This window comes from Rhodococcus sp. BP-349 (genome assembly GCF_019835845.1).
GTDB lineage: Bacteria > Actinomycetota > Actinomycetes > Mycobacteriales > Mycobacteriaceae > Rhodococcoides.
The window spans coordinates 263462-288227 of sequence record NZ_JABUDR010000001.1; the positions used below are offsets into that span (position 1 = coordinate 263462).

Consider the following 24766-nt stretch of genomic DNA (forward strand, 5'->3'; position numbering starts at 1 on the left):
CGATGTCACCGCGTATCGAGTCAGCTTTCTGCGCGTCTCCGCCCGCACGCTCCTCGATCAGTCGCTCCATGAGCGATCTCGCGAAGGTGACCCCTGCAGCTTTGACCACTGACAAGTCCACGGGAGCGAGCAGGCGGGGTCCGTTCGTACTCTCGTTCAACGACTCCTCGAGCACCGTTTCCAATGACCACGATCTGGAACCTGATGCATCTCGCACCGCGGATACCGCGTTGTCGCACTCCAGGAGATCAGTCATGGTGGGGTAGGTGTGCGTGATGTCGACCAAGTCGGATCCGCGGAGGACGACGACGCATGGTCCTGACACCTGCGGGTCGAACAGGCGGCCGACAAGTGTCGCGTCGGCGACGTCCTCGGGTAGTACGTCTCTGATGTCGTCTGTGAGTTTCATTTGGATCTTTCGGATTGGACGGCACGGACGGTGGCCGTGCCGTCGATGAGTTGGGGCGCTCAGCGCAGGCTGTAGCCGCCGTCGACGAGCAGTTCGCTTCCACAGAAGTAGCCCGACTCGTCGCTGACGAGAAACGCTACGACCGACGCGATTTCGGACGGATCGGCCATTCGTCCTTGAGGGGTCGCGGCCAACCACTCGGCGAACTGGTGCTTCTTCTGTGCGAGCAACGGCGTCGAGACGTACCCGGGTGCAACCGAGTTGACGCGTACGCCGCGTGAGGCCCATTCGGAAGCAAGCGATTTGGTCAGTGCCGTCACAGCCGCCTTCGAGGCGTTGTAGGCGCATTGTTTCTGCGGCACGTTCACAACGTGATTCCCACTCATAGAGGAGATGTTCACGATGGTGCCCCGGCCCGCAGCCAGCATCGGTGCAGCGAAAGCCTGGTTGCAGAGGAACAGTCCGCGAAGATTGACGCCCATCACGGCGTCCCATTGATCGAGGGTCATGTTCTCTGCGGCAACGTCGTCCTCGACAACCCCTGCAGCGGCGACGAAAGCATCGACTCGTCCTTCGACGTCGAGAATGTCCGCAACGGCCGTGCGCACCGACGCTGGATCGGTGACATCGACCACGGAGGACCGTCCGAACTCGGAGTCTCTGCGGTCCAATGCCACGACGACTGCTCCATCGTCGACCAGTCGACTACAGATGGCGGCGCCGATACCGCCGGCCGCGCCGGTCACCGCGACGACTCTGCCTCTCACTCCACGCATTGCGGTTCCTTTCCTGAGTTCGGTCACTTGGCGGTTGTGGTCAGTTCGGCTTGAGAGTTGTCGGGTCTGCGGTTACCGCGAAGATTTTTTCGTCCGCGTAGTTTGAGGATTCCCAGTTTCGCGGCCAGAATTGCGCCGATCAGCACGACGCCGTTAAAGACTGGTTGGACCCAAGGCTGAGCACCGAGCATGAACAAACCAGTCGTACCGGCCGCGACGAGGATGACCGACACAAAGGTCCCCCACACGTTGTAATAACCACGTCGGATTGACGTTTCACCGAGAAAACACGCGGCGATCGCGGGAAGAAGGAATTCGGAACCGCTGGTCGGGGCGGCCGATCCGACTTGTGCGACCTGAATGCAGCCGCCCAAGGCGGCGAGCATCGATCCACATACGAAGGCCCCGACAGTCATCCTGTCCACCTTGATGCCAGTCAACCGAGCTGCGTCCTCACTTCCACCGATCGCATACAGCCGCCGGCCGATCGGGCGGAAGTAGAGGACATACCAGAGCACCAGGGCGACAGCGATGACGAAGAAGAACGGAAGCGGGACTCCGAACGGTCGCGACTGTCCCATGTCTTTGAACGACTGTGGAATTCCGTCATAGATGACCGCTCCCTTGGAGTACAGCAGTATGGCCCCGAACAGCACTGACTGCGTACCCAGCGTCACCACGAGGGAATTGAGCTTGACGTAGGCAACCAGAACCCCGTTGATTGACCCGACGACAACAGCAGAAAACAGCACCACAATGACGGCCAGCGGCCACGAGGTAATGGTTCCGTTGGACATGAGACCGGTCACGAGAATGCCGCCGAATCCGGCCATCGACGCAACGGACAGATCGAAGTGCCCCGCGATGAGCGGCAACAATAGTCCGAAAGCGATGAGAACGATGGACGAGTTGGCCTGCAGGATGGATCCGAAATTGGCGACCGTTGGGAACGTCTCGGGCCTGAGGATGGAGAAGAACGCCACGATGACTACCAGCGCGACGACGATACCGTAATTTCCAAGTATTTTCTTCAGGGTGACCACTGCCGTTGGCGTGGAGGGTGTGGCGCTCATGTCTGCTCCTGTATGCCCGGCGCCGCGCTGGCCGTTCCGGGGTTGTGGACGGCGTAGCTCGCCGCTGCGATCTTCTCGGTCGTGACGTCCTCGCCACGAAGCTCCGCGACGATTTGCCCCCGTCTCATCACCAGTACTCGGTCTGCGTAACGAGCAACGAGGTCGATGTCAGAATCCAGAAGCAGCAGGGACATCCCGGTCTCGGCCACACGTGCAAGAACTGTTGTCAAGATGGCGGTGCGCGCGCCGATGTCGACTCCGTAGGTGGGTTCGTCCAGGATGAGCACATCGAGGTCGAGCTGCAGCCACTTACCAAGAATTATTTTCTGCTGGTTTCCGCCGGACAACTCACCGAGAAGACGGTTCGGATCAGGGGGTCGGACATCCATGGCGGAGATTATCGACTCGGCGGTGCGACGTTCGCTCTTCGCCGATATACGACCGCTCGACAGGTGTTTCGACAAGTCGGCCAGGCTAATGTTGTCCGTCAAGGAGAAGGTCGGAATTGCTGCCTGCTTGCGATCCTGCGGCACGTATCCGATACCGCGTTCGATGCTTTGCTCGATCGTGACAGCACGCAGCAGTTCCCCGTTATGGCGAATCTCGCCGTCGGTCTTGGTCTGCGAGCCGAAGATAAGTCTCCCCAGTTCACTGCGCCCAGATCCGACGAGACCGGTGACCGCGAGGATCTCGCCCCGGTGTATGTCCATGTCCACGCCATGAACGAAAGTGCCGCCGACTCCTCGAAGCGAGATCTTCACGTGATCGTCGGTGGCAGCGATTCGCCCGTCGGTCGCGGATTCATCTGACATCGCGTCGCTTCCAGCGGTCTTGCCGGTGATGATGCGAGTCAAACGATCCTCGTCCGTGGCTCCGATAGCACCGTCGAAAACCACGCGTCCGTCTCGCAGAACCGAGAGAGTATCGGCCATCGCGAACACTTCGTCGAGACGATGGGAGACATAGATGAGTGCGATGCCCTGGTCTCGAAGCAGCCGGCACCTGTCGAGCAATTCGTCCACCTGTGCGTTGGGTAGTCGCGCCGTCGGCTCATCCAGAACCAGCACGCCGTGGCCGGGTTCCAGACCACGCATCGCTCGCGCCATCGCGACCAGAGTTTGTTGGACCGGTCCGAGAGACCCGACCACTGCGTTCGGGTCGACGTCGTGGACGCCTACCGACGCGAGGTCCATTCTGGCCGCCGAGCGTTGTCCCCTCCAATCGATGGTTCCGCCCCGACGCTCGTACCCCAGCGCAAGAGCGAGGTTGTCCGCCACCGACATAGTGTTTACAAGACCCAGGTCCTGATGCACGAACCGAACCCCAGCGGAGTGCACCGCGGACGGAGTGGCAGGCAGGGCGAGGTCGGCTCCGTGGAGCTCGATCCTGCCCTCGGTCGGTGCGTGGTATCCCGCCAGTATCTTGATAAGAGTCGACTTGCCAGAACCGTTGGCGCCGAGCAGAGCATGGATGGATCCACTGTTGAATTCGAGGTCGACACCGTCGAGCACTCGGTTGCTACCGAAATCCTTGGACAACCCGAGCACCCGAACACTGGGTACTGGCAATACGGGCGCCGATTCCTGCGTCATCATAAATTCCTTCGATGTGAGTGAACTCGAATCAGGCGATGCCCCAGAGTTGTTCGAACTTCGCACGGAAGTCGTAGTTGCCCTGCCAGCCTGAGATCTCCAGCTCCTCGGACTGATCCGCGGGCAATGCGTCCAGGGAGTCCTTGTCGAAGAGGGCCACTGGCAATGCGTCTGTGTAGTCGACTGCCGGTTGGTCGTTCGTCATGCGATTGATGTTGTCCATGGCAGCGAAGGCCAACCACTCACGCGGATCCGCAAAGCAGACCTTCTGGCTTCCGCCCGCTCGAATGATGTCCAGGTTCTCCGGGTTGCAGTCGTAACCGGCACCAGACACTCGGTCTGACAGACCTGCTCGGTCCAGACCGTTGGCCACACGGAACAAGCACGAATCGAAGCACGAGACCCAGTTGAGGCTCGAGTTGGCCTGCAAGGTCGCGACGGCCTGCGCAGCAGGTCCAGTGGTGGGGTCTTCGAAACTTGCCAGACTCCAGTCCTTGGTCTCGATGTTGCATCCGGGGCAGTTCTCTTCCTGCTCCAGGTAGTCCTGGCTTCCCTTGTACTGACCGTTCACGGTGATGTACAGGTCGGTGTTGCGCATCTGGAGCATGCCGAGATCTCCGCCGCTCTTCCACACTGAATACTGTGCGATCGCTTCCCCTGAGCGGAGCCAGTCGAAGGAGACGTCAGGGACAGTCTCGGGGGTGTTCTTCAGTGATCCCAGGGTGACGACTTTGACGCCGGCATCGAGCGCGCGCTGGAGCGCAGATTGGACTCGGGTGGTGTCCACGAACACGAGAATGACGGCGTCGGCGTTCTCGTCGACCGCTGTGTTCAGAGCATTGAGCTGAACATCTGGCTTTCCCTGTCCGTCCGAAATTTTCGGTACCCAGCCAAGTTTTACTGCCTCGTCCTCGATCGCGTTCGCCGCCCGACTGGAACCGGTGGATGCCATCTGTTCTGGGATAATCGTCAGCCGCACACCGGCTTTGGGAGCGGGACTACTTTCGGGACCGGTCCATTCGTTGTCTTGGACTCCTGCTTTCAGTAGTTCGGCTGCGCCGGCCTTCGCCTTTTCGACTGCGGCGGTACGAGCCGCCGGATCAACGTCCGAACGATCGGAACCACTACTGCAGGCGCCGATGAAGAGAATGGCGCTGAAGAGCGCTGCGAAGAGCAGCAACACACGGGTTTTCAACGGCTTGTTCGCCATTGCTGACTCCTTAGATGCGTGATATACGCATGTTGAAGGTGGTATGGGGTCGCTCGTGAGACGAATCGGCAGACACGTTGCCGTGCGACGTGCCGAGAGGGTTGTTCGCTCCAAAGCGAACGATGCGCGTCGACGACATGAATGGACGTCGAACGGCTGTGCAGATCCAGTCGTGCTCAGCCGGAGAATGTGGACCGGGTGGCGGCGACCGAGTTGGGTCAGTCTTTAGGTGCTTCGGGAGTTCTCGCGCCTTCGTGCTGGGACACGAGAGCGCCCCTGTTGCGCACGATTCGGCGAAGGTGGTTCTCGGTTGCGAATCGAGTACGGGCTGGATCGCCCGCTGCGATCGCGTCGGCGATCTCCGAATGTTCTTCCACCGTGTGGTTTGCTTCTGTCGGGTAACCCGCTCCTGCGCTGTAGGTTTCGCGCAGAAATTTATTGATGGGTCGAATCACCAGGGGAAAGAAAGGGTTGCCGCTAGCTTGCGCAATCACCTCGTGAAAGCCTAGATCGGCATCCAGAAATTCCTCACTGCCAGGATTGGCGGCGCGAATTTTCTCGTTCAGGCTCCTCATGGACAGGAGTTGCTTCGACGTGTGCCTTGCCGCGGCGAGAGCCGACATTTCCACTTCCAGTACCAGCCTCACCTCGAGTAATTGTTCGAACGATCCCTCGCTCAGTTGCAACAACAGCGAATACTGCTCGGCAATCAAGCTGCCGTCCAGTGCCGCTACTGTCATTCCACGCCCGGGAGACACCGTCACAAGACCTCGCTGGACCAGAATGCGAGCGGCCTCGCGAACCACGGTGCGGCTGACATCGAACCGGTCCGCCAACTCAGCTTCGGTGGGCATCTTCTCCCCGACCGAGAGCCCCAGAACTTCTACCTGCAACGCATCAGCGAGAGTCTCGGAGAGTCGCTTTTTCGACTGCGCTTCATCGTGCATGACTCAAATGTATGACAAAGATTGCGTGTGGTCAAGGTCATAAGACTGGCATCTTGGTGACGCAGAGCGATGCCGGGCCTTCGAGCAGCCTGTAGCGCCCGATTGCGGCTCGAACGACGGGGTGGGCATCACGCTGGCGGTCGGTTCTTTGTATGACCTTTGAGGGGAGTTCGGCAGAACCACTGAGTGTCTGCGCTGGCAGGACGTTGATGCCCCAGCGCTGATCAGGGCGTTAAATCTGCGAGTGTGGACCGGCCGAGACGAGGTGGTTCGCGAGGCTGGTAACTGCAGGTGACGGTCACCTGCTTGGTTGCCGCGCGATCCGATCGGCTCCGCACCGAAGCCGTTCGCGCTGGATCTTGGGACACGGCACCACCCGGCTCCTCAGTAACGCTCGTGCCCCAAGGACCGACCCTCGTCGCCGATTGCCATTTGGCGGCCCAGTGCTGACAGCCGGTGCAGGACAGACCGGCCGTGGCGCTGGCGTCCGGTCAGCCCGTTGGCGGGCAACACTCGGAGATGCTGAGACGCGGCGCTCGGTGTCACCGAGAAGCGCTGTGCCAGCCTGGAGGTCTGCGCCGGCTCGGCCACCGTGAGGAGAATGCCGACATTCGTATCTTCGGTCAGCTCGGTCAGCGCGCCCACCTTGTCGGGGTGTACCTGTCGGTCGGCCAGCGCGCCGTGACCCCTGTGGGACAGGACAGTCAGGTAGGCCCCGACCTCGCGGGATCCCAGATCGCCGCGGCACTCCTGGTGAAGACGGACGGGGACAGACCAGACCTCGCTCTTCTGGAGAGCCGGCACCGAACGGCGTCGCCGAGCCCGTCGGGCAGCTGCACAGACCCGAAAGACAGGAACGCACTGCCGCGGCAACGAAGCACTCGCGCCGGCAGGCCCGGGACCTGCAGAAGGGACGGTGCGCCCCTGCCGTGGCTGTGTCTCGCCCTGTCCTGCAGGTCCGCCATGCGTGCGTACATCACCGCGGTGGCCGGGTCGGCTGTCAGATTGCGGAACTCTCGTTACTCCTCCTCGCGGTCCACCGAACGCTGCCCGGTCCCTCGCGGTGAGGATGAACCCCTGAGCTACATCCTCGACGTGGTCACGGCGGCGTGAGGACCGAGTCGACTGCATGCTGCAGAATGGCGGTCGCTCGGTGCAGCGTGGCGGGATCGGTGGGCATCGCCCGGTCCCAGAACAGGCCGTCGAGAACAGTGTTGAGGAACGCGGCGTTCAGCGACTGATCACCCCCTGGCGCTGCACCTTCGGCGGCGAGAATGTCGAGCCACTGCTCGACTCTCCGGTGAGCTTCCTCGGCGAAGGACGCGTAGGCGGCTCGGATGTCTGCGGTGGGTTCGGGTACCGCGAACGCCTCGACGGTGCTGATCAACGCGCGCCGCGCCTGCGCACCGACGGCAGGTACCAGAACCTGTTCGAGGCAACGCACGAGGCGATCCCGAGCCGGTATCGATCGGTCGTGGATGACGTCGGTGTCCGTTGTCACCACATCATAGATCGTGGCGAGAACGGCCTCGCGCAGTGCGCGCTGGGTGGGGAAGTGATGACGAAGCGAACCCATGCTCACTCCGGCGCGCGCGGCGACCGATCGCACGCTGAGTGTCGACGCCGGATCCTCACCGATCATCTCGCAGGCAGCGATAAGTATCCGCGCCCGCGTGTCCGGGCCGGGTTTCTCCGGTGTCGGCATCGCGTCCCCTCTGTTCCTCTGCGCTCGGTCTGCTCTGAGCAGGACCGATCAGTCGATCAGCACAATGTACTAGCACGGTGTGCTAGCGTCGTCGCCATCGTTCGCGACAGTACAGCGTGCTAGTGGCACGCCCGGCGGAAGAGGAGCGAATCATGTTCGATCGAGTCAGGCGCCGCCGCGCGGCTCGTCGGGTGCGACCCGGCGACGGGCGAGCACTGCAGCCGTTCCGATGGTGGCAGTTGCTGGGACGTGCGCTGTTTCATCTCCCACCGTCAGGCGCCCATGAGCCGGAATGGTCCGTCGACATCCGACACTGGCAGGACCAGGCCTCCGGCTCTGTCACGGCCGATCTGTACAGAGACGGTCTGTGCGAAGCACGGTCGGCACTGCCCGCCGCGTTCCCCGTCGGGGACGGCCGCATCGAGGTCGCGATGAGTGGTTTCGGTGTCGAGCGGTGCCATCTCGTCTCCGCTGACGGAAGCGAGCGGCAGCTGAGCCCCGATCCCCGCTCGGCCGAAGGGCGCCGGGCCCGATTCGACAGGCGGCACCCAGCGGCGAGTTCGGTCATCGGCGTCGTCTCGATCGCCCTCGTTCTCAGCGGAGTCCTGTCGCTCGCGGTGTATCTCGTCGAGACGGTGTCTCGAATTCCGCCGATCGCCGAGTCGGTCGGTGTCATCGCCGCACCGATCGATCTGCCGACGTGGTCGACGGTCGCCTCCACCGTCGGTGCCGCCGTGGGCAGCACGGAACGCGCTCTGCGACTGCATTATCACTGGCTCGACGCCGCCGGCAACTGATCGGCCGTCGGCCACCCCTGCTACCGAATGGACATCCCGTGAACCGACACCACACGCGTACCGCTGCGGTGGCCGCGATCTGCCTCGTTCTCGTCGGCTGCTCGACGACCTCCACCGCGTCTCAGCCTGATACTGCAGTGCAGCAACCCTATTCCATGCCCGACCTCGAGTGGGCCTCATGTCCCGACGACGTCGGTGACCCAGCGGAGGAACCGTCGCGCCTGCAGTGCGCGTCGGTGCCCGTGCCGATCGACTACGACGACCCCGACGGTGGACAAATCGACCTCATGATCTCTCGGCTGCCCTCCCAGAAGTCGGAGGAACGGCGAGGGGTGCTGCTGCTCAACGCGGGCGGCCCCGGCGGCACGGGGCTCGACCAACCGACGTTCCTGGTGAATCGGGGCATGCCGCAGTCCGTGCTGGACAGTTATGACCTCATCGGCATGGACACCCGTGGGGTGGGCCATTCCAGTCCCATCAGCTGCGGCTTCACCGACGACCTGCACTACTACGGCGCAGTCCCGCCGTACGCGTACGACCAGGCTGCCTTCGACGAGCAGGTTCGTACTGCGAGAGAAGTCGCGCGCCGGTGCGCCGCCGAGGACGACGGCCTGCTGCGCCACGTGAGCACCGCGAACATGGCGCGGGACCTCGACCGCGTCCGAGCTGCTCTCGGCGAGGACACCGCGAGCTTCCTCGGCTACTCCTACGGCTCGGCGCTGGGCGCGGCCTATGCGTCGATGTTCCCCGAGAGCACCGACCGAATCGTGTTGGACAGCAACATCGGTGACACCCATCTCGATCGAGCCGGGATGCGGCGCTATTCCCGAGGAATGGAAGACACCTTCCCGGATCTCGCCCGGTGGATGGCCGAGCGTCACGACCGATACGGTCTCGGTGCGACCGAGGACGAGGTGCGGGCGACGTACTTCGACATCGCCTCCAGGCTCGATGCCACGCCCGTGAACGGGGTCGACGGTCGCTCGTTCCGTCTGGCCACCTTCGTCACGCTGTACAACCCGGCGACGTACGAGACTGCGGCCGATGCGTGGGTCTCGTACCGGGACGGCCTCGCGGCGGGTCAGGGTGGGGACCTTCCGCAGGGGGCTCCGGTACCGTCGGTCGGCGACAACTCGTGGTCCGTCTTCCTGGCGGTCACCTGTAACGACGTCGAGTGGCCGCACGACGTGACCACCTACGAGAATGCCGTCGCCACCGACAGGGTCGACTACCCGCTGTTCGGCGCAGCGGCCGCGAACATCATGCCGTGCGCGTTCTGGGCCCATGCGCCGGCCGAACCCCCGGTCACCATCGACACCGACGGACCGACGAACATCCTCATCGCTCAGCATCGACGTGATCCGGTCACGCCCCAGCGCGGGGGTGAACTGCTCGACGAGCGCTTCGGAGATCGTTCCCGGCTGCTCACCGTCGACGGCAGTGGGCACGGTGTCTTCGCGCTCGGAACCAACCCCTGCGCGCAGGAGGTGGTCACCGACTATCTCGTCGACGGCGCCATGCCGGAGAAGGACGCCCAGTGTCCTCGGGCGACGCAGTGAGCACCGGCTGGCGCCGTGACATCTGTCATGACCGGTCGATGACAGTGTCACCGTATCCGGTGCACGCAGGCACTGGCAGCGGTCGGTCAGCTCGACGACTCTGGTTGTCGATGAACCCATTCGACCGGATCGACCGAGGCGCAAGGAGGGCGACACGACGAACCCACCGCACGACAGCACGCAGGACGCACCGACCACCGATGCCGGCGCGAGGGTGGTCGACAGTCTGGGTGGCACCAGCGGCATGATCCGCACCGCGATACCGGTGGTCGTGTTCGTCGTCGCCAACTCGATCTGGACGCTGCCGATCGCGATCGGCGCCGCGATGATCGTCGCACTGGCGCTGACCGTCCATCGCGTCCGAGGTGGTGAGCCGATCGCCGGGGCCAGCGGCGGTCTCGTCGGCGTTCTCGCCGCCGGCGCCGTCGCGGCGATGAGTGGCAGTGCGAGCGGCTATTTCCTCCTCGGCATCTGGACCAGCCTGGTGGCCGGCGTCGTGGTACTCGCATCGGTGCTGATCCGCAGGCCGGTGACCGGCCTGCTGTGGAACGCGCTGCACGGCAACCGATATGCCTGGCGACGGAACTCTTCGGTGCGCCGCGCCCACGACGTCGCCACTCTCACCTTCGCGGTGCTCTTCGGTGCCCGGTACCTCGTGCAGGACTGGCTGTACGACACCGACGCCACCGGCTGGCTCGCCGTCGCGAGAATCGCGATGGGTGCGCCGTTGTTCGCGGTCGCCGTGGTGGTCACCGTCTGGGCGTTCCGGCGTTCGACCACGCACTTCGTCCGTTGAGAGACACCACCGACAGACAATTCGACACCCGCCCCACCAGAGGAAAGGACCTCCCATGACCACTGCACCCGATCTGATCGCGATCGACGACCTCTTCGGCCCGCCCGCCGCGGTCGGTGCCCGAATCTCTCCGGAAGGCAACAGAATCGCTTTCCTCGCACCGTGGCGGAACAGGCTCAACGTCTGGGTGCAGGACATCGCCCCGGATCTCTCCGCCGTGGGCGATGCCCGATGCGTGAGCGCTGACGAGACCCGCAGCGTCATGAAGTTCGAGTGGACCGACGACCCCCGGTGGCTGCTGTACCTGCAGGACAGCGGAGGCGACGAGAACCACCACGTGTTCCGTGTCGATCTCGACGATCCCCGCAGTCCCGCCGTCGATCTCACGCCGTTCCCCGGCGCTCGTGCGATCGAACTCCTGCCCGTGCACGGGAGTGCAGGCAGCTACACGGTGATGCTCAACGCACGGAACCCTGCCGAGTTCGACCTCCATAGGATCGACGTCGCGACGGGTGAGATCACCATGATCGGACGCAGCGCCGGGACGGACCGGCTGCTGATGCTCGCGGAGGGCGACACGGTCGTCGAGCAGGAGATGACCGACGACGGCCACCTGCTCCTGTCCCGAGTCACCCCGTCGGGAACACGGAACCCGATCGTGTCGATCGACGCGACGGACTACCCGGTCGGGATCACCCCGACCCAGATGACCCCGGACGGCACAGGCTTGTGGATGGGCTCGACCCGCGGCCGCGATCTGATTCACCTCGTGCGCCTCGATCTCGACACCGGTGAGGAGACCGTCGTCGATTCTCATCCGACGCTCGAACTCGACGCGGTTCGCCGCGCCGTCGAACAGACGTCGTCGCCCTTGATCTGCGACGCCGAGACCAGCGGCCTGCTCGGGGTGCGATACCTGGGCGAGCGCCAGGAGATACGAGTCCTCGACGAGCGCTTCGGAGAGGTTCTGGCAGCACTCGAACTGCTCTCGGACGGCGATGTCGGCGAACTGTCCTCGGACCGGAGCGGACTGCGCTGGACCGTCAGTTTCGTGCACGATCGGGATCCCGCCGTCACCTATCTCTACGACCACACCACGGGTGCGAGCCGCCAGTTGTTCCGTCCGTACCCGCATCTCGAGCCGACCGCGATGGCGCCGATGGAACCGGTGACCATCGAGGCGCGCGACGGGCGTGCGCTGCCGTCCTTCCTGACGTTGCCTCTCGGCGTCGACCCGACCGCGCTGCCGATGGTGCTGTTCGTGCACGGCGGCCCCTGGTATCGCGACTCGTGGGGTTTCGATCCTGCCGTGCAGATGCTCGCCAACCGCGGGTATGCGGTGCTGCAGGTCAACTTCCGAGGTTCCACCGGCTACGGGAAGGCTCACACCAACGCTGCGGTGGGGGAACTCGCGGGCGCGATGCACGACGACCTGGTCGACGCGGTGAAGTGGGCCGTACAGCAGGGGTACGCCGATCGTGAGCGCGTCGCGATCATGGGCGGCTCGTACGGCGGGTACGCCGCGTTGGTCGGCGCGACCTTCACCCCCGACGTGTTCACCGCGGCGGTCGATCTGGTCGGCATCTCGGACCTCGCCAACTTCATGAGGACACAACCGTCCTTTCTCCGGGCCAGCCTGGTCAACAACTGGTACCGGTTCGTCGGCGACCCGAGTGACCCGGAGCAGGAAGCGGACATGCTCGCGCGGTCCCCGATCAGCCGTCTCGACGCGTACACGGCGCCCCTGCTCATCGCGCAGGGAGCCAACGACCCTCGTGTCACCAGAGCCGAGTCCGACAACGTCGTCGCCACCCTCCGCTCGTGTGGGGTCCACGTCGACTACCTCGTCTTCGACGACGAAGGACACGGGTTCGTCAATCCCGAGAACACCATCGCGTTCTACCGCGAGGTCGAGCGGTTCCTCGCCCAGCACCTGGGTGGGCGCGAGCATTCCACGAGTCCCTCGTCGGTCCACGCACCGAGCGGGTCGCTGTCGTGATCCGCAGGAGGACAGGAGTCACCGTGGCAGTCGCTGCGCTGGTGCTCGCCGGGTGTGCGCAACCTCGGACCGAGCCGGATCTGAGCAGTGTTCACGACCAGGACGTGGCCTTCGAATCGTGCGACGGGTACGCGGTGACGTCGGCCGATGCCACTGCGTTCGCCGCCGACCCGATCTTCGAGTGCGCTCGCGTGACCGTGCCGTTGGACTACGACGATCCCGACGGTCGGACGGCGCAGATCGCCCTGCTGAAGGCACCCGCGCGGGGTGAGCGAATCGGGTCACTGCTGCTCAATCCGGGTGGGCCCGGTGGGCCGGGAATGAGCATGGCCGCCGCGGGTGCGACGACCTTGGCGGACAGTCGCGTGACCGAGCACTTCGACCTGATCGGCTTCGATCCTCGCGGGGTCGGTGCGTCGACACCGGCGATCGACTGTTTCACCGATGCCGAGAACGACGCCGGCGAGGCGTACACCACGGTGCTGACCGGCTCGAGAACGCTGACGGAGGACGACTCGCGTCGCCTGGTCGAACGCTGCGCCGAGCGCTCGGGCGGCGGCGACGTCCTCTCGGCGGTCGGAACTCGAGATGCCGCGCGGGACATGGACATTCTGCGAGAGGTGCTCGGCGACGAGAAACTGAGCTACCTCGGTCAGAGTTACGGAACGCGACTGGGAGCGGTGTACGCCGAGATGTTCCCTCAGAACGTGCGCGCCATGGTCCTGGACGGCGCCATCGACCCCGCTCAGAGCACGGCCGACCGCAGAGTCGACCAGTTCACCGGCTTCCAGCGCTCGTTCGACGAGATGGCCGCGTCCTGTGCGGCGTCTCCGGACTGTCCGCTGGGCCCCGATCCGAGCAGGGCGGTCGAGAGGTTCCAGGACATCGCCAGGCCTCTCGTCGAGGATCCCATCGTCACCGAGAGCGGTCGGCGCCTCGACTTCGACGCTGCATACGGAGCGGTGGTCGCGGGACTCTACGACTCGACGGTGTGGCCTGTCATCATCCGAGGAATAGCCGAGGTCACTGCGGGGCAGGGAGATACGTTGCTGAAGATCCTCGACGTGTTCGGTGGCCGCGACGAGGACGGCACCCACCCCAACTTCAGCGAAGCGCTCTACGCCGTCAACTGCATGGACGAGGACCGCAACACACCGGAGGAGGAAGTCGAGCTCAAACGGAGAATTCAGGAGATCGCGCCGTTCACGGACGCGGGACTCGGTCCGGAGGGGGCTCGTGATCCGTGCGAGTTCTGGCCGACCGAGCCGACACTCGGAATTCCCTACGCACAGGATGTCGAGGGCGTTCCCGACACTCTGACGATCTCGATCACCAGTGATCCGTCCACGCCCTACGAAGGAGGAGTGAACCTCGCGGACACTCTGGGCGGAACGCTGCTCCCCGTGGACGGCGAGCAGCACACCGTCGCGATCTCCGGTGCGAATGCCTGCGTGAACGACATCGTGGCCGACTATCTCGTCGAGCTGGCCACACCCGAGGCATGGACTCGCTGCACCCTCCGAGCGCTCGCTCAGGCGGTGCGCGCGAGGTGAAGTCGCAAGCGCAACAAGGCGTCTCGCACGCGGGTCTTGACGGTGGCATGAGGTACGCCGAGCCGCTCGGCTGCTTCGCGGCAGGACAGGCCCTGGAAGTAGACCAGGTCGACAGCGCTCCTCTGCAGACTGGTCAGTTCGATCAGCGCCTTCGTCAGCAGATCGTTGTCGGCGTTCGTCCACACCGCTTCCCAGACGCCGTCGTGGTCGCGGTCGAAATGCGATGCGAAGTACTTCGTGTCCCGCCTCGCCGACGCGGTGTCGGAGCGCGAACGGTCGATCGCTCGTCGGCGCGCGAGGGTCGCCAACCAGGCGTGTGGTGTACCTCGGTCGGAGTCGAATGTTCCGGCCGAGGTCCACACCTGGAAGTACGTCTCCTGAGCCGTGTCCTCGGCACGCGCGCGGTCTCCGAGAACTCGCAACGCTGCTGCGAACACCACGGGTCGAGTGACCAGCATCAGTTCGACCATCGCACGGTCGTCCCCGGAGGCGATCAGGCTGAGCAGGACACAGCATCGGTCGCGAAGGTCTCGGTCCAGCGCAGCGGCGCTCGCCTCGGTCGATGCACGATCGGACCGATCGACATCGAGAAATGGCGGGCGCGCTCGTCGCGGAGATGCGTACTCCGCCGTGGTCATGGGCTGATTCTGCATCATGCGGGCCCCGACGCTTGCATGAACGGACACCGCGTATCTCGCGTCGTGCGCCGTGCGGTCCGTTTCCCGAGCGGCAGGCGACCAGGAGTTCGACTGTCGCCCTGGTCTCGGTGTCGGGGAGTGTTCGGGGTCCTGTAACCCGGGTAGAGCGCCGTCGCACCGGTCGAGTTCTGTGATCGACGAAACCGTGGGCTCGATCTTCCGCCCCCTGCGGCGGTGCTGAGAGACGATGGGGGTGTGCTCGACGACGATCGAATTCCCCGTGATCCCCCGACCCCCGACGTCCCGACGCGGTTACGGCGCGCCGGAGCCGGCGGAGTCGCCACGGTGGAGAAGACCCTCGCCGTGCTCGAGGTGGTGGCCGATCGCGGCGGCGCCACCGCCAAGGAGGTCTCCGAGGTGCTGGGCTTCCCGCTGCCCACGACCTACCGTCTGCTGCAGGTACTCGTCGGTTGCGACTACCTCGTTCATCTCCGAGCGCGACAGCGGTTCGAGCTGGGATACAAGTTGGCTCGTCTCGGTGTCAGCCTGCATCGCCAGGTCGGCGTGCCTGTGCCGGTGCGGCAGCGCATCGCGAAGCTGCACGAGACACTGGGTACGGCAAGCTACTTCGCCGTCTACCGCGGGTCCGACGTGGTGGTGGCTCATGTCGCCGACTGCGCCACCCACCCCCGCATCACGCCGCTGAACTTCGGTTTCCACGAGGCCGGGCACGCGACCGCCTTCGGCAAGATCCTGCTCGCTGCGATGTCCCGTGAGGACGCTGCCGAGTACCTCGACACCCATGGCACCGAACGGCTCACGTCCACGACCATCACCGACCGCGACGAACTCGAACACCACCTTGCCGAGGTGTCCCGTCGTGGGGTGGCATGGGAGCGTGAGGAATTCGTTCCGACGAAAGCGTGCGCCGCGGTGGCTGTCCATGATGCGTCGGGTGCGGTCATGGGAGCCGTGGCCATCAGTACCCCCGATCGGGAAGTGGACCGTCGACGGGCGGCCGAGGTGGAGCACGCGTTGCGGTCCGCGGCGAACGAGATCAGCCGGTGGTTGCGCACCGGCTGATCGTCCGCGTCAGGAGAACTGGATGCCACCGTCCACGAGCATCGTCTGGCCCGTGACGTAGTCGGAATCCGGAGATGCCATGAAGCTCACGAGCTTCGCCACATCGTCGGGCACCGAGACTCGACCCAGCAGGATCGACTGGGCGTTCTCGGCGAGCGCCTCGCCCTTCTGCTGGCCGTGCTTCGCGGCGAGCTTCTCGTCGATGAGATCCCACATCGCCGTACCGACGATGCCGGGGCCGTAGGCATTGACGGTGATGCCGTGTTCGGCCCACTCCATGGCCGCGGCCTGGGTCAGACCGCGTACGGCCCACTTCGTCGCCGAGTAGGGGCCGAGAAGTGCGAAGGGTCGGAACGCGACGATCGAGGCCGCGCCGATGATCTTGCCGCCGCCGCCCTGCGCGATGAACTGGTTGGCCGCGGCTCGGTAGGAATTGAACACGCCTTTGACGTTGACGTCGAAAATCTTGTCGAAGTCGGCGCTGTCGTACTTCAGCAGCTCCTCGACCTGGGCGATTCCGGCATTCGCGACGAAGACGTCGAGGCGTCCGCCCGCGTCCACCGCGGTACGCACCAACGATTCGACCGAGGATTCGTCCACGACGTCGACCGCGGCGCCCGTGGCCACACCGCCGGCACCGACGATCGTCTCGACGGTCTCGTCGACACCGTCCTTCGAACCGGGCAGGTCGGCGACGACGACGTGAAGACCGTCTCGGCCCAGACGTTCGGCGATGCTCTTGCCGATTCCTCGGGCTGCTCCGGTGACGACGGCGACGCGTGGGTTCTGGCTCATGGAGACCTCCGTGACTCGGTGAATGATTCCTGGGCCAGATCACACCCGCACGGTCCCGGGCGTCCAGAGTCGTTATCGCGGAGTGAGAACGGGGACGTGTGGACGGTTCTGTCCGCGGGCACGCCGAACTCGAGCTGAGAACGCAGCACGAGCGGGGCGAAGTGCAGGACTGACGCGGCGCCTCAGCGCCCGAGGAAGTGCGGATCGCGCCCGATGAATCCGAGAAGCCTCGTCTGATCGTCGGCGTCCTCGGGTACGGCGACAGCCGGCCCGTACTGGCCGGACGACCGCATGAGCTCCTCGATCGGTCGCATGCCGTCGACCAGTTCGCGGCAGTAGTCGGCGTCGAGTGAGAGGGCCCGCCCGCCGGCGGCGGCGAGATCCCACGAGTGCATGAAGACGTCGGGGACGTAGAACTGGCCCACGGCCGCCGGAAGTGGCATCTCGCCGATCATCGGATGGTGGAACGGGGTCGCCGCGTCGGGCCCGTCCAGCACCCTCTGCACCGCGTCACTGTGGACACGCCAGGCGTCGATCGGGTCCTCGACGGGGGATCGCCCGCGATCGAGTTCGAGCCCGGTGGCCGTCGCCAGGAACGCGGGAAACCATTCGACGAGATGAGCGACCACGTCGCGCGCGGTCCAGCCGTCCACTGGTGCCGGTGCCTCCCAGTCCGAGATCGACTCGACGAGCGTGGTGAAGGTCGCGGCGACGACGCGGTGGCGGTCGGCGGTCTCGCGCGGCAGTGTCATGCGCGCACTGTGCACCGTCGTCGCCCTCACGTCAATCGTTCGCGAGCGAGCCTGAGCCGAGCAGGGTGCCCGCGTCGGCGGGCGCTCGAATCGTTCCGTCACCGGTCTCCCTGCGCACAGGATGCGACACGAATTCTGCCTGTGCCGCTGCGCTGTTCGACGGTGACGGGTCATTGATATCGAGCCCCGGTGAACTCGAACGGCGGGCGAGTCGACGTCGGCGTGAACAACGCGGATACGACGTGGATCAGGCGACGGCGCCGTGCGGTCGTCAGCCGAATTCGGGTGTCGGTCCGAAGTGGGGGAGTCTCGTCGACAGTGGTTGCCGAGCCGTCGACTGTTCCGGGCGGCCGTGCGCGATGAGCCCGAGTTCGGCGATGTGTGAGTCGAAAGCATCGCGACCGACCCGGGTCAGCTCGACCCACGTCACCAGTCGCGAGTCGCCGCGGGAGAGTGATGTCGTCTTCTTCGTCGACACGTAGCCCTCGTCCGACAGAGCTCGGAGGTGTTTCGACAGAGACGCATCGCTGATCTCGAGGGTGCCGCGGATGATGGCGAAATCGATCTCGTCGACTCGGCGTAGGAGCCCGCAGATGCGCAGCCGGACCGGTGCGTGGATGACGGCATCGAATCGTGGTTCGGGGCCCCGATCCTTGGTCACGACAGTGACTCGGAGTGCGGTCGGCCGGACGGGCGTCGGACGTCGTCTGCGTGCAGATGGCGGCGGTACTCGCGGTCGAACAGGCGGCCGCCGAACAGCACGAGCACGAAACACAGCGCCTGTGGCACGAGGACCCACCACGCGGACAAAGATGCCACCAGACCGTAGGAGACGCTCAACGATCCGAGCACGGTCACCAGGAGCCCACCGAGAACAGACCACCCGACGACACCCACGCCTGACGGGCGTACCCCCGTCAGGCGGGGATAGAGCACCGTCGTCACGATCGCGGCCGCGACGAGAACGGACGTCGACACCGAACGCACGTGTCCGTCGGGCAGCGACGGTGTACCGACGTACAGGGCGGTCAGTGTCGCGAAGGCCGGATAGAACCACGTCGGCGCCGCGAGACGGTCGGCGAGAACGACTCGGTCGGCATGGATCTCACGCAGCAAGGCGCGAGCATCATCTGGTGACTGATGGCTTTCCATGACGGAAACACTAACACTTTCCGTGCTGGAAAGTGTTACGTTCGACGGGCCATGCAGTCCACTCGAGGAGGGTCATGAAGAAGCACCCGATCAGCACTCGCGCAGTCGTCGTCACCGGCGCCCTGACGGCAGTCGTGACGGCGGGTGGCACCGTGAACGCCGGTGCGCAACCGATGTACTTCTCACCGGAGCAGCGCATCCACACCCTCGCCGAGGTTCCCCAGTGCCTCGCGGGAACGGTCGATGTCAGAGTGACCAGCGGCTACACCCCTGACGAGATTCACGCTGACTTCACGACCCATCTGTACAGCCCCGCGTGGGTGGGACTGGCCGACTACGAGTGCTACGTGACCATGTACGCGGACTGGCACAATCACGACACCGGCGCCCGCGGTACCGCCGAACACCGAGTGGCGAGCTGGCGTTTCCAGGGCCCCAACGTGACCAACCCCTATCTCGACATCGACACGGGTGCAGGCCCGGTCACCGTCACGTTCAGGACGAACACCCCGCACACGCCGAGCCCCACTTTCGAGGTGCCGGCCCGATGACGGCGATGCGGACGCTCGTCGTTCCGATCGCTGCACTGTGTGCGTCGGCTCTGGTGGGGTGTTCCGGCGGGGATTCCGCGACGAACGCGCCGGCTGCGGGGACCACGGTGGCCACGTCGACGGTGGAGCCGACCACCACGACACCGGCGGTGGAGTCGACCACCGCGACACCGGCGTCGGAGGAGTCCACTGCCACCCCACCGGAGCGAACTCCGGAGGAAGCGGCCGATCTCGTGCCCGGGGGTGCGCCCTTCCAGCCGTCTGGCAACGAGGCAGGCAACGTCGATCCCGCGGTGTTCCTGACCGAGCCCGGGAAGTACAACTTCACGTCGCCGACGGGAAACCTGCACTGCGGTATCTGGGCGTCGGACGGTCCCGAGGGACGAGTGGGATGCCAGGCCGAGGACGGCCGAAACCCAGTCGAGGGTGCGCAGTGTTCGAACGCGGCCAACGACAAGGTGGCAATTCGTGTCACCGGTGCGGGTGCGGGGAGCTTCTGCACGACGCAGGGCATCTACGTCGATCAGAACGCTCTGGTGCTCGACGTCGGCCAGGTGCTCTCGGCCGACGGGGTGGTGTGCAAGTCCGGGCCGGACGACATCATCGCCTGCACCGCACCCACGGGCGGGTTCACGTTCTCCCGCGACATCAACTACACGTACTGACAGCCGTCAGGGAACGAGGTTGCCGATCTTGGCGGAGATGGTCGAGGTGAGAACCTTCGCGACGACGAGAGCCAGGCCGGGAACGGGCGCGTCGAATCCGATGGTGTAGTCGAGAGCGGTGCCGCCGTCGGTCGTCGGGGTCAGGCGCTGGGTGCCCCAGTGTCCGCGCAGCGGTGAGCCCTTGGTGATTCTGTACTCGATGAGGGTGTTCGGTTCGGAGACGATCGTCGTCTCGTGGAAGGCGGGCAGCGGGCCGAGCTTCAACGCGCGGGTGGAGCCGACACCGTTGCGCGAGCTGTCTCCGTCACGAACACGCGTTATCTTCGCTCCGAACAGGGGGCCGAGGTTCTCGTGCTCCGACAGGGCTGCGAACACGACATCCGGTGCGGACGTGAACGTGTGGGTGACGTGGACGCGCGTGGGTGCTGCCATCAGAGGGACTCCTGTTCGGTGCGGGACCCGATCATGTCAGCACCGGTGCCGCTGTTCCGAGCCGGGAGGCGCCGACGGTCTCGTAGGGTGACGCGGTGTCCTCGAACGAGATGCCTGCGGGTCCCTCCTGGCCGACGCTTCCGTCCCACAGGTCGTGGCTCGACGGCGAATCCGCCCGGTTGCTCGACTTCGGCCGCACTCTCGATCACCCGTCGGGAGGCGCGGCGTGGCTCGACGGCACGGGCGAGCCGGACCTGACACGGCCGGTGTTCACCTGGATCACCGCGCGCATGGTGCACGTGCAGTACCTCGGTGCGCTGCTCGGGCATCCGGGCTCTCGCCGCAGAGCCGACCGACTGTTCGACGGACTCCTGACGGTGCTGCGCGACGACCGACACGACGGCTGGGTCGAGTCGACCGACGACGCGACCAAGTCGGCCTACACGCACGCCTTCGTCGTTCTCGCGGCGTCGACGGCCACCGCGGCGGGTCACCCTCGCGGACCTGCACTGCTCGCCGAGGCACTCGCCGTCGTCGATGCCCGGTTCTGGGACGACCGCAGTGGCATGTGCGTGGACACCTGGAACGCCGACTGGTCGGAGCTGAGCGACTATCGCGGGATCAACGCGAACATGCACATGGTGGAGGCGATGCTCGCGGCAGTGGACGCCGGCGCCCCCACAGCGTGGCGCGAGCGGGCCGCTCGCATCTGCGACACCGTCATCGAGTGGTCCGAGGCCAACGACTGGCGCATCCCCGAACACTTCACCACCGATTGGGAACCGCTGCTGGAGTACAACTCCGACAGTCCGGCCGATCAGTTCAAGCCCTACGGTGCGACGGTCGGTCACGGTTTCGAGTGGTCGCGCCTGATGCTGCAGGTCTCCCTCGTGGCCACCAGCGCGCGCGGCCACGACCACGTGGACGTCGCTCGATCGCTGTATCGGCGCGCCGCTGCCGACGGATGGCAGGAAGGGTCGACGCCCGGCTTCGTCTACACGACCGACTGGACCGGCCGGCCCGTCGTGACCCAACGATTGCACTGGGTGCTGTGCGAGGCGATCGCCGCCGCCGCGACCCTTCTGCGGTGGACCGGAGAAGGGGAGTACGAGAACGACTATCGCGCGTGGTGGGATCACGCAGCCGACTGCTACATCGACCGAGCTCATGGATCGTGGCACCACGAACTCGACGAGCACAACACCGTGGCGACGAGTGTGTGGGGCGGGAAGCCCGACGTCTACCACGCAGCCCAGGCGGTGTGGATCAGTCGGTATCCCACTGGATCGAGCCTTGCGGCGGTGCTGAGCGGCGGTATGCTCGATCCACGGTGACCCGATGCCCGTGCGCGTCGTCGCACGGTTCCCCTACTGCATCGGGATCGACATGGCATCACGTACCGCCGACGAGGGAATTCGTCGGCACCGTCCCTCTCGACCGCGGCGCGATGGCGCGGCGCTCCGGTACCTCGACGAGTGGCGTGACCACGTCGAGCGCATGGAACGGCGCGTCGCTCGCGGTGGCGCCCACCCCGTGTCACGTGCATGGGAATGGACCGGCCCCACAGGGTGCCCGATGTGTGACGGTGACCTTTCGACCGATGCCCGGGCGCGTCTCGCCGGGCTGCTGCACAACGGCGGGCGGCGCGCTCATCGCCTCGCGGTCGCCGTCGACACCCTCGATACTCGCTTACGCTCGGCGACAGTCGAATCGGAGCGACCGCAATCGATGCCGTGGTGGCAGCGACGAGTGCCGTGGATGTGACGCAGTCATCCTGACCGTCCCCAGTGCCCCACCGCCTCGTCGAGGGTGAGAACGTCCGCGTACTTCGCACGCAGGTCGAGCAGGTTCGACTCGTGCATCCCCGCCTCCCGATCACCACATGCGTCCGCGACCACGAGTGGCCGGAATCCGTGTTGCAGAGCGTCGGTGGCGCTGGCGCGGATGCAGCCACTGGTGGTCAGGCCGCAGATGTAGAGGGTGTCGACACCGCGTGCGGTGAGGGTCGCGGCGAGCGACGTGCCGAAGAAGGCACTCGCGTACTGCTTCGTCACGACGGTCTCGCCCGCGGTGGGCCGCGGGGCCGACGGGAAGTCGCCGAGCGCCGAGCCCTCCTCGAACACGCTCAGCGCCGGGATCTTCCGCATGAACAGCCCACCGTCGGCGCCGCCGGCCTGATAGCTCACGCGAGTGAAGACGACCGGTACCCCGGCGTCGCGGGCTGCCGCGACGAGAGTCGCGGCAGCGGCGACGGCGTCCTCCACGGGAGCGCGCAGGGGCGACCCGTCGACGAGGTACGCCTGCACGACGTCGACCACCAGTACCGCCGCGCTGCGCCCCGGTCCGAGATCGCCGGCGAAACCCGACTCGCGATACGACCCGAGTGTGTCCGTCACGCGCGCACCGCCTTCCGTACGTTGACGGGCGGACGCGGCGCCGGCAGACCGGTCTCCTCCTCGCACCGTTCGAGGATGACCTCCAGGGACGGACCCTTGTCGAACACCTCGATCTCGCCCCGCTCGGCTGCCATGCTCTCGCGTCGGCCCGCGGATGCGTCGGCATCGATGACACCGTCCGCGTCGCAGACGACGCCGTAGCCGGTCAGGGCGCCGTCGGCGCTGACAAGGCCGCGACGCACCTCGAGCGCCACCAGCTCGGGATCGCGCGTCAGCGGGTCGCCCCAGCCGCCGCCGCCCCACGTCACGAAGTGCAGTACATCGCCCCGCGACACCTCGACGTCGTGAATCTTGCTGGGGAGGATCTCCGTCTCACCCGACGCGCGGATCAGCCACTTGCGTCCGCGCGCACCGGGTTTGCCGCCGTTCACACCCCACGGATAGGTGAGCCAGCGATCGTCGTGGATCGCGATGGTGCCCGGCTCCTCGAAGTAGTAGGCCACGTCCACGCCGTTGCCGCCGCGATGCAGACCGGCGCCGCCCGTGTCGGTGACCGTCTCCCACCGCTCGATGCGCAGCGGGTAGTACGACTCGAGATACTCGCAGGGGATGTTGACGAACGACGGCCACAGCGAATGTCCGTCCGGACCGTCACCCATCGGTCGGCCGGGGATGCCACCGAAACCGATGGAGTACAGCTGGAACCACTCACCGTCCCGCGGTCCGCCGTCGTAGTGGCCCGAGTACATGAAGTGGGGTGACGACGAGAACCCGGCGGCATTGAGGATGTCGGGGTTGTTCTTGCCCAGGAGCCCACCGAAGAGGTCGAACACCCGCCCGATGCCGTGGTTGCGGCCGTTGAGCGCCGCGGGATAACGCGGTTTCCAGAACGAGTCCTCGGGAATGGTGACGTCGATCAGTGGGTAGAAGCCGTCGTTCCAGAGGATCTGCGGATCCGCCACGGTGATGACGTAGATCCCGAAGAACATTCGGACGAGGTTCTCGTTGATGAAGTAGTTGATCGGACCGACCGCCTGCGGCGCCGCCTTGCTGAAGTCGAGGTGGATCTTCTCGCCGTGCCGGGTCAGTGTGATCGCGAGTTCGTAAGGTCCGTAACCACATCCGTCGTCGCAGATGAAGTCGTTGAACTCGATGGTCTCGCCGTCGACGAAGAGCATCGCGAGCAGCACCTTCATCGCCTGGTAGTTGCGGTCCAGCAGTGCGTCGAGGGCGGACAGGTAGACGTCGACACCGAACCTGTCGCACAACTCGACGATGCGCCGGGACGCCGTCGAACACGCGGCGACGAGGCCGTTGAGATCGGCTCTGTTCCAGTCGGGCTTGCGGACCTGGTTGAGGATGATGTCGAGCGCGGTCTCGTTGAGCTGCCCCTCGCTGTACAGCTTGAAGGGCGGGATGATGACGCCCTCCTCGAAGATGGTGTGCGCGTCGGTGGGCATCGACGACGGGGTCTTTCCGCCGACGTCGGACATGTGGCCGAACATCGACGACCATCCGACGACGCGGCCGCTGTGGAAGATCGGCAGCACGATGAGCCAGTCGTTGGCGTGGCTGATGGCGGCACCGCACGCGTACGGATCGGAGGTGAGGAGGATGTCGCCCTCACCGACGGTCCCGTTGAAATTGTCGAGGAAGTCGGGCACGGACAGACCGAACTGCCCGACGACCATCTTCCCGCTCGGATCGGCGATGAGCGGGAACTCGTCGTGCTGCTCGCGGATACCGGGTGAGAGTGCGGTACGGAAGAGCACCTCGTCCATCTCGTATCGCGCGTTGCGGAGCGCGTTCTCGATGATGTCGAGCGTGATCGGATCCACGGGAACCGTGGTGAAGGGCGTGGTCGAGGTCTCGATGATCGTGGCCAT

At 65.3% G+C, this 24766-nt stretch carries 25 protein-coding genes; 9 read left to right on the forward strand and 16 right to left on the reverse strand.

Features of this window, described 5'->3' with window-relative positions:
• Positions 1-468: 468 nt before the first annotated feature.
• From HQ325_RS01235 to HQ325_RS01265, 7 genes are all read right to left on the reverse strand, one after another.
• Complete coding sequence (locus HQ325_RS01235; protein ID WP_222626369.1) at positions 469-1185, reverse strand: SDR family NAD(P)-dependent oxidoreductase; 717 nt, start codon at positions 1183-1185, stop codon at positions 469-471.
• A gap of 23 nt (positions 1186-1208) precedes the next feature.
• Positions 1209-2258: an ABC transporter permease gene (locus HQ325_RS01240; protein ID WP_222626370.1), complete on the reverse strand. Its 1050-nt coding sequence runs from the start codon at positions 2256-2258 to the stop codon at positions 1209-1211.
• Complete coding sequence (locus HQ325_RS01245; RefSeq protein WP_222626371.1) at positions 2255-3853, reverse strand: sugar ABC transporter ATP-binding protein; 1599 nt, start codon at positions 3851-3853, stop codon at positions 2255-2257. Before HQ325_RS01245 ends, HQ325_RS01240 begins: the two co-directional genes overlap by 4 nt.
• 28 nt (positions 3854-3881) lie before the next feature.
• On the reverse strand, positions 3882-5060 hold the full coding sequence (locus tag HQ325_RS01250) for a substrate-binding domain-containing protein (protein WP_222626372.1): 1179 nt from the start codon (positions 5058-5060) through the stop codon (positions 3882-3884).
• Between the two features lie 218 nt (positions 5061-5278).
• A complete protein-coding gene (locus HQ325_RS01255) occupies positions 5279-6007 on the reverse strand; it encodes a FadR/GntR family transcriptional regulator (RefSeq protein ID WP_222626373.1) in 729 nt (242 codons plus the stop codon).
• A gap of 384 nt (positions 6008-6391) precedes the next feature.
• Positions 6392-6652 carry a helix-turn-helix transcriptional regulator gene (locus HQ325_RS01260; RefSeq protein ID WP_222626374.1) on the reverse strand — a complete coding sequence of 87 codons (261 nt, stop codon included), beginning with the start codon at positions 6650-6652 and terminating at the stop codon, positions 6392-6394.
• 454 nt (positions 6653-7106) lie between these two features.
• A complete protein-coding gene (locus HQ325_RS01265) occupies positions 7107-7712 on the reverse strand; it encodes a TetR/AcrR family transcriptional regulator (RefSeq protein ID WP_222626375.1) in 606 nt (201 codons plus the stop codon).
• Between the two features lie 152 nt (positions 7713-7864).
• Between HQ325_RS01265 and HQ325_RS01270 the strand changes: the two genes are divergently transcribed.
• The 5 genes from HQ325_RS01270 to HQ325_RS01290 all read left to right on the forward strand — a co-directional run bounded on the left by HQ325_RS01270 (position 7865) and on the right by HQ325_RS01290 (position 14416).
• The gene (locus tag HQ325_RS01270) at positions 7865-8509 is read left to right on the forward strand and encodes a hypothetical protein (RefSeq protein ID WP_261777618.1); all 645 of its coding nucleotides are present in this window, start codon (positions 7865-7867) and stop codon (positions 8507-8509) included.
• A 155-nt stretch (positions 8510-8664) separates the two neighbouring features.
• Complete coding sequence (locus HQ325_RS01275; RefSeq protein ID WP_222626376.1) at positions 8665-10068, forward strand: alpha/beta hydrolase; 1404 nt, start codon at positions 8665-8667, stop codon at positions 10066-10068.
• 214 nt (positions 10069-10282) lie between these two features.
• The gene (locus tag HQ325_RS01280; RefSeq protein ID WP_308014208.1) at positions 10283-10864 is read left to right on the forward strand and encodes a DUF3159 domain-containing protein; all 582 of its coding nucleotides are present in this window, start codon (positions 10283-10285) and stop codon (positions 10862-10864) included.
• A 55-nt stretch (positions 10865-10919) separates the two neighbouring features.
• On the forward strand, positions 10920-12863 hold the full coding sequence (locus HQ325_RS01285; protein ID WP_222626377.1) for a S9 family peptidase: 1944 nt from the start codon (positions 10920-10922) through the stop codon (positions 12861-12863).
• Between the two features lie 23 nt (positions 12864-12886).
• Complete coding sequence (locus tag HQ325_RS01290; RefSeq protein WP_308014209.1) at positions 12887-14416, forward strand: alpha/beta fold hydrolase; 1530 nt, start codon at positions 12887-12889, stop codon at positions 14414-14416.
• Here HQ325_RS01290 and HQ325_RS01295 read toward each other — a convergent pair.
• A complete protein-coding gene (locus HQ325_RS01295) occupies positions 14395-15054 on the reverse strand; it encodes a sigma-70 family RNA polymerase sigma factor (protein WP_222626379.1) in 660 nt (219 codons plus the stop codon). The genes HQ325_RS01290 and HQ325_RS01295 overlap by 22 nt on opposite strands.
• 255 nt (positions 15055-15309) lie before the next feature.
• Between HQ325_RS01295 and HQ325_RS01300 the strand changes: the two genes are divergently transcribed.
• Entirely contained in the window at positions 15310-16137 is an 828-nt protein-coding gene (locus HQ325_RS01300) for an IclR family transcriptional regulator (protein WP_222626380.1), read from the forward strand.
• Positions 16138-16146: 9 nt separating this feature from the next.
• Here the strand turns inward: HQ325_RS01300 and HQ325_RS01305 are convergent, their stop codons facing one another.
• From HQ325_RS01305 to HQ325_RS01320, 4 genes are all read right to left on the reverse strand, one after another.
• A complete protein-coding gene (locus HQ325_RS01305) occupies positions 16147-16932 on the reverse strand; it encodes an SDR family oxidoreductase (RefSeq protein WP_027506520.1) in 786 nt (261 codons plus the stop codon).
• Between the two features lie 182 nt (positions 16933-17114).
• Complete coding sequence (locus HQ325_RS01310) at positions 17115-17684, reverse strand: maleylpyruvate isomerase family mycothiol-dependent enzyme (protein WP_222626381.1); 570 nt, start codon at positions 17682-17684, stop codon at positions 17115-17117.
• Between the two features lie 271 nt (positions 17685-17955).
• On the reverse strand, positions 17956-18345 hold the full coding sequence (locus HQ325_RS01315; RefSeq protein WP_222626382.1) for a transcriptional regulator: 390 nt from the start codon (positions 18343-18345) through the stop codon (positions 17956-17958).
• Positions 18342-18836: a hypothetical protein gene (locus tag HQ325_RS01320; RefSeq protein WP_222626383.1), complete on the reverse strand. Its 495-nt coding sequence runs from the start codon at positions 18834-18836 to the stop codon at positions 18342-18344. The genes HQ325_RS01315 and HQ325_RS01320 overlap by 4 nt, the downstream gene beginning before the upstream one ends.
• A gap of 74 nt (positions 18837-18910) precedes the next feature.
• Here HQ325_RS01320 and HQ325_RS01325 point away from each other — a divergent pair, with 74 nt between their 5' ends.
• Together HQ325_RS01325 and HQ325_RS01330 are read left to right on the forward strand one after the other, a co-directional pair.
• Positions 18911-19387, forward strand: coding sequence for a hypothetical protein (locus HQ325_RS01325; RefSeq protein ID WP_222626384.1), 477 nt, complete (start codon positions 18911-18913; stop codon positions 19385-19387).
• Entirely contained in the window at positions 19384-20052 is a 669-nt protein-coding gene (locus HQ325_RS01330; RefSeq protein WP_222626385.1) for a hypothetical protein, read from the forward strand. The genes HQ325_RS01325 and HQ325_RS01330 overlap by 4 nt, the downstream gene beginning before the upstream one ends.
• A 6-nt stretch (positions 20053-20058) precedes the next feature.
• Here the strand turns inward: HQ325_RS01330 and HQ325_RS01335 are convergent, their stop codons facing one another.
• The gene (locus HQ325_RS01335) at positions 20059-20484 is read right to left on the reverse strand and encodes an SRPBCC family protein (protein ID WP_222626386.1); all 426 of its coding nucleotides are present in this window, start codon (positions 20482-20484) and stop codon (positions 20059-20061) included.
• 95 nt (positions 20485-20579) lie between these two features.
• Between HQ325_RS01335 and HQ325_RS01340 the strand changes: the two genes are divergently transcribed.
• Entirely contained in the window at positions 20580-21818 is a 1239-nt protein-coding gene (locus HQ325_RS01340; RefSeq protein WP_222626387.1) for an AGE family epimerase/isomerase, read from the forward strand.
• Between the two features lie 58 nt (positions 21819-21876).
• Here HQ325_RS01340 and HQ325_RS01345 read toward each other — a convergent pair whose 3' ends face one another.
• The 3 genes from HQ325_RS01345 to HQ325_RS01355 all read right to left on the reverse strand — a co-directional run bounded on the left by HQ325_RS01345 (position 21877) and on the right by HQ325_RS01355 (position 24766).
• On the reverse strand, positions 21877-22014 hold the full coding sequence (locus HQ325_RS01345; RefSeq protein ID WP_222626388.1) for a hypothetical protein: 138 nt from the start codon (positions 22012-22014) through the stop codon (positions 21877-21879).
• A 239-nt stretch (positions 22015-22253) separates the two neighbouring features.
• Positions 22254-22880 carry an isochorismatase family protein gene (locus HQ325_RS01350; protein ID WP_222626389.1) on the reverse strand — a complete coding sequence of 209 codons (627 nt, stop codon included), beginning with the start codon at positions 22878-22880 and terminating at the stop codon, positions 22254-22256.
• Positions 22877-24766, reverse strand: coding sequence for a hydantoinase B/oxoprolinase family protein (locus HQ325_RS01355; protein WP_037186312.1), 1890 nt, complete (start codon positions 24764-24766; stop codon positions 22877-22879). The genes HQ325_RS01350 and HQ325_RS01355 overlap by 4 nt, the downstream gene beginning before the upstream one ends.

Bases quoted from the DNA above. Each gene is read 5' to 3' on its own strand.
- HQ325_RS01235 (WP_222626369.1), bottom strand. From the start codon at position 1,185: ATGCGTGGAGTGAGAGGCAGAGTCGTCGCGGTGACCGGCGCGGCCGGC.
- HQ325_RS01240 (WP_222626370.1), bottom strand. From the start codon at position 2,258: ATGAGCGCCACACCCTCCACGCCAACGGCAGTGGTCACCCTGAAGAAA.
- HQ325_RS01245 (WP_222626371.1), bottom strand. From the start codon at position 3,853: ATGATGACGCAGGAATCGGCGCCCGTATTGCCAGTACCCAGTGTTCGG.
- HQ325_RS01250 (WP_222626372.1), bottom strand. From the start codon at position 5,060: ATGGCGAACAAGCCGTTGAAAACCCGTGTGTTGCTGCTCTTCGCAGCG.
- HQ325_RS01255 (WP_222626373.1), bottom strand. From the start codon at position 6,007: ATGCACGATGAAGCGCAGTCGAAAAAGCGACTCTCCGAGACTCTCGCT.
- HQ325_RS01265 (WP_222626375.1), bottom strand. From the start codon at position 7,712: ATGCCGACACCGGAGAAACCCGGCCCGGACACGCGGGCGCGGATACTT.
- HQ325_RS01270 (WP_261777618.1), top strand. From the start codon at position 7,865: ATGTTCGATCGAGTCAGGCGCCGCCGCGCGGCTCGTCGGGTGCGACCC.
- HQ325_RS01275 (WP_222626376.1), top strand. From the start codon at position 8,665: ATGCCCGACCTCGAGTGGGCCTCATGTCCCGACGACGTCGGTGACCCA.
- HQ325_RS01285 (WP_222626377.1), top strand. From the start codon at position 10,920: ATGACCACTGCACCCGATCTGATCGCGATCGACGACCTCTTCGGCCCG.
- HQ325_RS01295 (WP_222626379.1), bottom strand. From the start codon at position 15,054: ATGACCACGGCGGAGTACGCATCTCCGCGACGAGCGCGCCCGCCATTT.
- HQ325_RS01305 (WP_027506520.1), bottom strand. From the start codon at position 16,932: ATGAGCCAGAACCCACGCGTCGCCGTCGTCACCGGAGCAGCCCGAGGA.
- HQ325_RS01310 (WP_222626381.1), bottom strand. From the start codon at position 17,684: ATGACACTGCCGCGCGAGACCGCCGACCGCCACCGCGTCGTCGCCGCG.
- HQ325_RS01320 (WP_222626383.1), bottom strand. From the start codon at position 18,836: ATGGAAAGCCATCAGTCACCAGATGATGCTCGCGCCTTGCTGCGTGAG.
- HQ325_RS01325 (WP_222626384.1), top strand. From the start codon at position 18,911: ATGAAGAAGCACCCGATCAGCACTCGCGCAGTCGTCGTCACCGGCGCC.
- HQ325_RS01330 (WP_222626385.1), top strand. From the start codon at position 19,384: ATGACGGCGATGCGGACGCTCGTCGTTCCGATCGCTGCACTGTGTGCG.
- HQ325_RS01335 (WP_222626386.1), bottom strand. From the start codon at position 20,484: ATGGCAGCACCCACGCGCGTCCACGTCACCCACACGTTCACGTCCGCA.
- HQ325_RS01355 (WP_037186312.1), bottom strand. From the start codon at position 24,766: ATGGCCACGATCATCGAGACCTCGACCACGCCCTTCACCACGGTTCCC.